2 pseudogenes are annotated in these 588 nt (G+C 59.4%); both read right to left on the reverse strand.

The features are described 5' to 3' along the window. A pseudogene (locus FHD68_RS18820) lies at window positions 1–179 on the reverse strand (IS5/IS1182 family transposase); the annotation flags it as partial. A gap of 88 nt (window positions 180–267) precedes the next feature. Further along, window positions 268–588, reverse strand: a pseudogene (locus tag FHD68_RS18825) (iron-containing alcohol dehydrogenase); the annotation flags it as partial.

Consider the following 588-nt stretch of genomic DNA (forward strand, 5'->3'; position numbering starts at 1 on the left):
GCGGATGGCAATGCGGCGCCAGTCTCCAGCCTGCCAAACATGATCTCGATCCAACTGCACCTCTTTTAGCAGCGCTTGTCGTGACGGACGACTGTGACGCGCGATTTCCGACCCGGAATGCAGGGGCGTATAGCCCTGTCTTTCAACGCGTCCCGGGACCAGTCGGCATCGTATCCCTGGAAAAGGTTGCTCATCTCCACTTCCTCCAGTTCGGGAGCTTGAATCACGCAGGCAGGACAGCCTCATTCAGATCAATGGGTCCTGACCCTAGTACGCTTGTCGGTACATAGCCAACGCATCGTCCTGCGTTACTTCGACAGGGTTGTTCAACAGCAATCGGGTCTGCAGCATTGCATCCTCGGCCAGGCTTGGCAGACTGTCCTCCGGGATGTTGCAATCACGCAGCCGCCGGGGGGCGCCGGAACGGTTCATCAAATCCTCCATGAATTCGACGAATGCCGTTGCGCGTGCGTCGACGCTGACGCTGGATGCGCCAAGAATAAGGTCGGCCAATTCGGCATAGAGGGGTGCGGCGACGCGCATGTTGTGGCGCAGCACAGGGCCCAGCATCAGCGCATTGGTCAGGCC

This window comes from Paracoccus marcusii (genome assembly GCF_006151785.1).
Classification (GTDB): domain Bacteria; phylum Pseudomonadota; class Alphaproteobacteria; order Rhodobacterales; family Rhodobacteraceae; genus Paracoccus; species Paracoccus marcusii.